The 7,345-nt window shown below is 27.7% G+C and carries 6 protein-coding genes; 3 read left to right on the top strand and 3 right to left on the bottom strand.

Annotated elements, in window-relative coordinates:
- A partial coding sequence (locus L8U37_RS06925) for an autotransporter outer membrane beta-barrel domain-containing protein (protein WP_263728894.1) occupies nt 1-1,352 on the top strand: 1,352 nt, incomplete at its 5' end.
- A 24-nt stretch (nt 1,353-1,376) separates the two neighbouring features.
- The gene (gene sppA / locus L8U37_RS06920) at nt 1,377-2,270 is read left to right on the top strand and encodes a signal peptide peptidase SppA (RefSeq protein WP_263728893.1); all 894 of its coding nucleotides are present in this window, start codon (nt 1,377-1,379) and stop codon (nt 2,268-2,270) included.
- Here sppA and ribD read toward each other — a convergent pair.
- Entirely contained in the window at nt 2,267-3,259 is a 993-nt protein-coding gene (gene ribD, locus L8U37_RS06915; RefSeq protein WP_263728891.1) for a bifunctional diaminohydroxyphosphoribosylaminopyrimidine deaminase/5-amino-6-(5-phosphoribosylamino)uracil reductase RibD, read from the bottom strand. The two genes, sppA and ribD, sit on opposite strands and share 4 nt — an antisense overlap.
- 103 nt (nt 3,260-3,362) lie before the next feature.
- Between ribD and L8U37_RS06910 the strand changes: the two genes are divergently transcribed.
- Nucleotides 3,363-4,028 (top strand): BspA family leucine-rich repeat surface protein, encoded by a 666-nt coding sequence (locus tag L8U37_RS06910; protein ID WP_181800989.1) that lies wholly within the window; start codon nt 3,363-3,365, stop codon nt 4,026-4,028.
- Here the strand turns inward: L8U37_RS06910 and L8U37_RS06905 are convergent.
- The gene (locus L8U37_RS06905) at nt 4,025-5,353 is read right to left on the bottom strand and encodes an McrC family protein (protein WP_263728890.1); all 1,329 of its coding nucleotides are present in this window, start codon (nt 5,351-5,353) and stop codon (nt 4,025-4,027) included. The two genes, L8U37_RS06910 and L8U37_RS06905, sit on opposite strands and share 4 nt — an antisense overlap.
- Nucleotides 5,353-7,326, bottom strand: a complete 1,974-nt coding sequence (locus L8U37_RS06900; RefSeq protein WP_318529657.1) for an McrB family protein — start codon at nt 7,324-7,326, stop codon at nt 5,353-5,355. Before L8U37_RS06900 ends, L8U37_RS06905 begins: the two co-directional genes overlap by 1 nt.
- Between the last annotated feature and the right edge of the window lie 19 nt (nt 7,327-7,345).

The raw sequence follows: 7,345 nt of genomic DNA, 5'->3' as shown, positions 1-7,345 counted from the left end.
AACCAAAACCTGAACCAAAACCTGAACCAAAACCTGAACCAAAACCTGAACCAAAACCTGAACAAAAACCTGAACTAAAACCTGAACTAAAACCTGAACTAAAACCTGAACTAAAACCTGAACTAAAACCTGAACCAAAACCTGAACCAAAACCTGAACCAAAACCTGAGCATAATAACTCTCAAATAATAGTCAAGCCTATTATAAAAAACAATGCATATAATACTCAAAATAGCACCATAGGACAAGCATTAAGAAGCATTAGAATGATGGATAACTTAAACGAAAACTATAAAAATTATTTTATTTTACTAGATAATGCAGATAAAAAAATCGTTCAAAGTAGTCTAAAAAGCTTGGAATCAAATGATTATTTATCCAATTCAATCCAATTATTAAACACCTACAGTAATTTCGGACAAAATAACATGCTCTCGACTCTTAATCCAACTTTCATAAATACACCTATGGAGGATATTAGATTAGCTAGTAATACTTATCCGACAAATTTATTATATCAAAGTGATGTAGCCAATTTTAATTTTTATGATAATCAAACATATATCTTCCAAATGGGACCTAGTTTTAAAAAAATATATGGTAATGATTTTCATGGAAGCTCCTATGGACTCAATCTTAGCGTAGGAAAAGAAATTAATTCTTCAATGTTCGCAACGCATTTAAGTACTTCATATTCTAATGTTGATTTTTCAACATCTAATATCAAAACAAAAAACGCAAATTTATCAAGCAATTATATTTTGAATTTAGAAAATTTTAAAATTTTAAGCGGTATTGGCATAGGATTATACTCAAGCAACATGCAAAGATATATACTAAATTCAGATACTTTAAAAGGAACATATAATGGATTGATAACTTCTACCCAATTAGGTGTAGCAAAAGAATTTAGTTATAATAAAAATTTAAATTTAACTCCTTTGGTATATTTTAATTACAATTATTTTCAACAAAATGCATTTAGTGAAAGCGGTGGAATTTTTTCAAAATCTTACGATAGCATAAAACACAACAGCACATCTTTAGTTTTAGGGATTACTTCTTCTTATGTATTACCAAATTTAGATGAAAATAAAAATACTATAACAGGTTCTATATTGTATGAAAAAAGATTAACAGGAAAAAAGATAAGCAATAATGCAAATTTTATTGATTTTAAAAATCAAAAATTTAAACAATACTATGATTTAGATACTAACTTACTCAACATTAACCTTGGACTAAATTTCAAACCAAATAAAACATTCTTTTTTGATATAAAATTATTAAATGAAATTTATAAAAATCAATATAATGTTAATTTGGTGTCAAATTTTGGATTTAATTTTTGATTAAACAACTTAAAAAGGAAAAGAATGCAGATTATAAAATCATTTTTTAAAGGAATTGGAAAAACCATTTCTTATATCAACACTTATTTTAAAACCTTTGTGTTTTTATTTATCGTGTTTTTAATCCTTACTCCAAGCGGGGATAATGCCAAACTTTCTAATGCAAACCTAGCTCAAATTAATCTTAAAGGTGAAATTAGCGATGCGAGCAATCTTTTAGAACAAATTTACAAAGCCAAAGAGGATAAAGCTATAAAAGGAGTTTTGCTTTTTATAGATAGCCCTGGTGGAGCTTTTGCACCAAGCATGGAAATAGCTTTAGCTATACAAGATCTTAAAGCTAAAAAACCTGTGGTAGTCTATGCAGGTGGAACTATAGCAAGCGGAAGCTACCTAAGCGCGGTGGGGGCTAATATGATCATCGCTAACCCTGCTAGCTTTGTAGGATCTATTGGGGTAATCATGCAAGGCTTTGAAGTAAGTGAGCTTGCACAAAAACTTGGTATAAATGAGCAAACCATCAAAGCAGGAAATTACAAAGAAGCAGGAACTTTCATGCGTAAATGGAGTGAAGATGAAAAAGACTTTTTGCAAAATTTAGCTAATCAAAGCTATGAACTTTTCACGCAATTTGTCGCTAAAAATCGCAAGCTAGATTTAAATCAAACAAGCTCATGGGCTGATGCAAAAGTATTTTTAGCAAATGAGGCTTTAAAATTAAAACTCATTGATAAAATAAGCAATTACGAGCAAGCCAAAAAAGAGTTAGAAAAACTAGCCAAAGTGCAAAACCCTATCTGGCAAAAAGAAGATGCTATAGATAAGTTTTTAAAACGATTAGAAGAGCAAAGTGCTAGCTTTTTTGCTAACACTTTAGCGCAATTTTTCACACAAGTAAGCTCACAAAAAATCTACTAAGATTTAATAATCTCATAAAACCCATAAGTATCATTTTCTAAAAAGCCTTTGTATAAAGGCTTTAGCTTTAAATCTAACTTAACATTTTCAAAGGTATTTAAATTCGAGCTTGAAAAAATCAAAAGCATATCTAACTCATCTTTAAAGGCTTTTAAAAAGTTCTCCCCACCCTCATACATGATGAGCTTTGCTTCACTAGGAATGTTTGTAAAAATTTCTCTTTCAGCTACGCTAAATAAAGGAATGTTTAAATCAAAACTTTCTAAATTTTGACGGCTTAGTATGCATAAATTTGGTGCTTTAGCCTGAACTAACCTTGCATCTAAAATAGGCCTATCATACCTTATAGTTTCTCCACCTACTACTAGCAAATCAAGCTTTGAGCGCAATGCATGAGCGTAAGTTCTACTTGCTTTAGAACTTACGATTTTGCCATAAGCAGAACCATTTAAAGAAAGGGCTAGTTTAAAAAATTTAAAACTTGATTTTTGCCATTTTAAAAAAGGCTTTAAAAGCTCTTTGGCTCTTTGCTCGCAAATTCCCATGTGAACTTTTACGCCTTGATCTTTTAAAAATTCTGCCCCACCGCTTGCGAGCTTATGCTCATCTTTAGTAGCAATAAAAACTTCACTAAAACCAAGTGTGCTAAAAAGCTTTGCACAAGGTGGGGTTTTACCCTGATGATTGCAAGGTTCTAAACTCACATAAGCACTAGCGCCTTTTAATAACCCCTGATGATTTTTGCAAATAAACTCATGCAAATCATTTGCATTTTGTGGTAAATCTAAATTTGGATTAAGTGCTTTTAAGGCTTTACTCACTGCTTCAAGTTCTGCATGAGCCTTGCCTGCTTCTTTGTGTGCTTCTATGCTTAAGATTTTGCCATTTTTGTCTAAGATCACACAACCTACGGCTGGATTAGGGTAGGTTAAAAGCTGATATTTCCAAGCTTCATCTATGGCTAAATTCATATAAAATTCGTGATTCATATTACCTTCTATAATTTTATTTTTAAAAATATAGCAAAATATATTAATCACTTATCAATAAATAATCAATATAATAAAATTAATATAATTAATTAGGAATAATATGATTTGGACTATCGTAGGAATAATGATATTTATACTTTTACTCTTAGCTTTTTGGAAATTATGGCTAGGTTTAGCTTTATTTATATTAATCCCAACACTCATAATTGGAGCAATCGTAGGAATAGGGCTTTTAATATACTATAATATCGATGTTGTTATGCTTGTCTTCTCTTTCATAATTGGTGCTATATTAATAATCGGAGCAATTCTTATAGGTATAGTATTTTTATATTATATTTACACGAAAATTTTATCTTTAAAAAATTATCACCCAAAAACAAAAGATGAGTTAAAAGAGTTGATTGAAGATGAAATTAATTTAAAAGATATAGATACCCGCTTTATCACAGATATGAGCGAATTATTTAAAAATTCTACAAGAAGTGATTTTAAAGGATTAAAATATTGGGATGTTTCAAATGTAAAAAACATGGCTTCAATGTTTGAAGGTTGTGAAAATTTTAATCAGGATTTATCGAGTTGGGATATTTCTAAAGTAAAAAATATGGATTTTATGTTTGAAAATTGCGTTAATTTTAATCAAGACTTATCTAATTGGGATACAAGTAAAGTTGATTATATGCATAAAATGTTTAGAAACTGCCATAAACTTGACAAAAGCATTGCGCAAAAATGGAAACTAGATCAAGATTACTTGTTTTAAAAAGGTAAAGGCGCAAAAAATACCTTAAGCTTTACATGCTCATCACAAGCTTTTAAAAAACCTTGTGCTAAAAACTTAATATCTTTAGTTTTTAATTTCTCTCTTAAGTCAAAAGTTCTCTCACATAGAGGATAAATAAGATAAATTTCCTTTATCTCGTATTTATTTGCATAAGCAAACATTTGGTATAAATCGCTTTGCGATATGCCATGCTTTTTCTCATCTTCACTATCATCTGGAATTTTCCATTTGGTATCTAAGATCATTTTATTTTCTATATATAAATCAGGCTTTAACATAAAACATTTTTCATCATTTTTTGAGATTAAATACTTTCCACTACTTTGGGTTTTTATATTTTCACTAGGATTAGCAAGTTTAAACATATAAGCCACATAGTTTTCAAAAAGTTTTTCCATAGGAAAAAGCAAAGCAAAGGCTTCGTTTTTGCCTTTATATTGAGCAAAACTTTGATTTTTTAAAAATACCTTACACCAAGAAAGTATATTTTCATAATAATCAAAATGTCTTGAAATTTTAAAGCTAAAATCTTTTTCATAATTTTTAGAAAATTCTACCTCATCAAGCATTTGCATAGCTTTGATGATTTTAAATTTATTCAAGTTTGTTTTGGATTTTAAAAAATTTAGAGTTGATTTTATCAAACGATTTGGTGCTATATCTAAAACAAATTCATCACTACTTGTGAAAAATCTTTCTTTGTGTATTAAATTTGATTTTATATGCTCATTAAATAGTAATTTTCCTTTTAAGAAAGCTCTATTTTCTTCGCTACTTACATAAGATCTCATCAAACCTTTTTTATACACACTATCAAATTCATCTAAAAACATCGTGATAAACACTTCAAACAAAGGCATTTTAGCAATTTGCAAAGATGAAATTTGAGACTTTTTAAAGGGAGAATTCTTTAAAGTTTTTAACATGTTGATTAAAAGATTTCTAGGATCATTTTTAAGATCTTCTTCACTAAAATCATCATTTTTAGAGATATTTTCTAATTCGTAGTACTTTTTTAATTTTTCTTTATCATAATTTGAGGATTTATCTTCTTTTTTATAGCTATCCAAATTTGTGCATTTTGGAAAGATCTCCAAAACACCGCTTTTAGTCTGTATAATGCCGACATAATTTTTAGCTTTTAAGGTATTTTTGTTTTTAAAGCCTAGAAGACTTTCATTATTTTTTGCAAAGTCTTCTAGCTCTTTATAAAATATTTCAGTCTTTTCTTTGAAAATTTCTTTTAAATCTTCTTTAGAAAAAGCTTGATATTCGATGATAGAAAAAGTGTTAATTGTTTTCATTATTCATATATTTTTTTAAAAGTAGCTTCATCCCATTTTTGACTATCACTAAACTTATAAATAACCTTATCACTTTCTATAAATTCTGTCATATTTTTTAAATAATCTTTATTTTCAACAATAACATTTTCCAACATACCATTTTTATTTAAAACTGCGTCAATCAAAGCATAATCATTATAAAAATACTCTTGCAATAGTGGGATGATTTTATTTTGAAAAACATTTTTTAATTTCTCTAAATTCTCAATGCCTATAAAAAATGCATGTCCTATAGTCTTTTCTCTATCTAGCAAGTATTCTATGCGAGTATTAATAGCTTTTAATAATTCTTTCAAATTAACACCTTCGCAATTATCAGATAAAACATTAGGTTTAGGTATCATCTCGATAAATTCAAAGCGTCTTCGCAAAGCTGTATCAAGTGAAGTTATACTTCTATCAGCTGTATTCATAGTGCCTATGATATAAACATTCTTAGGCACTCCAAATTTTTCACCGCTATAAGGCAAAGTAACTTTTAATCCCTCGCTTTCATCTATTCTTTTGCTAGGTTCTATTAAAGTGATAAGCTCACCAAAAATCTTACTTACATTACCACGATTAATCTCATCTATGATTATTATATAAGGTTTTAATTCTGGCTTTTCACTAGGATTATTATCTACTTTATAATCTTGTTCTCGTTCTTTAAACAATTTAGCTAGCTGAAAATAATAACTATCGATTTGTCTTCTATGTTTGTTATTTAAAATTTGCTTAATGCTTCTTCCGTTTATAATTTTATCTTTATTTTCCAAAAGCGTTTTAAAAATTTCTAAATTTAAATACAAATTTGCATTAGTATCATCTGTGATAATTCTATATTTTTCATTATATTCTTCTAATTTAAATCCACCACTTTGAGTTTTTTCTATAAATTTTTGTTGATCTACTAATTCATCTAAAAAAATTTCTATTTTGTTTTCTAAATCTTCACTCTTTACAAATTCTTCTTGTGTTAATAAAGATACTTTGTAATTATCCAAAGCTTTTTTACAAAGTTCTTTAAAAATTCCGTCTTTTATTTCGTATTCTACTTCCTTGGAATTTTCTTTATCCATGCGAGGCTTTATGCCTTCTACAAATTCTTCATATCCATAGCTTTGATGAAAAGTAGTAAAAACTATTTGTCCGTTTTTGACATACTCATTAAAAAGTTTTTTTCTATCAACTCTATTATTTTTATCAGGAAGTTCTATTTTTTCAACCTTAGATATAATTTCTAAAGCTTTATCTATAGTGTTATAAGTTTTTCCCGTCCCTGGAGGCCCATAAAGAATTTGATTTAAAAGTGGATTTTTGTTTTTATTTAAATTTTTTATATCTAAATTTTCAGATTTTATTTTTAAATGTTCTTCTTGTTTTTTACTATTTTCATACGATTTGAAATCATCTTTATTTAAAGAATTAAAATAATTCATCATTTCTGAAAAATCTTTTATTAATTTATCTTTATTATCTAAACCATAAGCAAAATCAAATCTTTGTAAATATCCTTCACTCTCCATTTTATTTACTGCTATACATCTTGAATTCTCAATATCTTCTTTAGGAAAACCAAATTTTAATACCAAATGTTTATTATTTTGAAAATATCCAGAATATGCTATAAATAAATAAACTCCTTTTGTAGGGGTAATTTTTTTACCATTAATAAGATTTTCTTCCAATAAGTCTTTTCTAACAAACATTATCCAACAATCATTACTTAAAAAACCATTTGAATTTCCTATTGCTATTTTGAAAGAATAGTTGTATTTATCACTAATAAAACTTAAATTTTGTTTAATATTTTGGCTAAAACTGCCTTTATTGCTAATATTACCTCGTTGCGTTTTTTTGTCTCTTAAAATACAATCATCTACTTGTTTTATTAATTCATCTATAGCGTTTATAAATCTTTCTTTTTCTTCATTTAAAAAATCAATCATAAATTATCCTTTATTTTTG

Origin of the sequence: Campylobacter sp. RKI_CA19_01122 (assembly GCF_025771325.1) — a bacterium.
In the GTDB taxonomy this organism is placed as follows: Bacteria; Campylobacterota; Campylobacteria; order Campylobacterales; family Campylobacteraceae; genus Campylobacter_D; species Campylobacter_D lari_D.
Note: the sequence above shows the minus strand (reverse complement) of the source record. Positions and strands in the feature narration are given on the sequence as shown.

What these genes read in the sequence shown, in the direction of transcription:
- sppA (WP_263728893.1), top strand. Translation starts at nt 1,377, where the DNA reads ATGCAGATTATAAAATCATTTTTTAAAGGAATTGGAAAAACCATTTCT.
- ribD (WP_263728891.1), bottom strand. Translation starts at nt 3,259, where the DNA reads ATGAATCACGAATTTTATATGAATTTAGCCATAGATGAAGCTTGGAAA.
- L8U37_RS06910 (WP_181800989.1), top strand. Translation starts at nt 3,363, where the DNA reads ATGATTTGGACTATCGTAGGAATAATGATATTTATACTTTTACTCTTA.
- L8U37_RS06905 (WP_263728890.1), bottom strand. Translation starts at nt 5,353, where the DNA reads ATGAAAACAATTAACACTTTTTCTATCATCGAATATCAAGCTTTTTCT.
- L8U37_RS06900 (WP_318529657.1), bottom strand. Translation starts at nt 7,326, where the DNA reads ATGATTGATTTTTTAAATGAAGAAAAAGAAAGATTTATAAACGCTATA.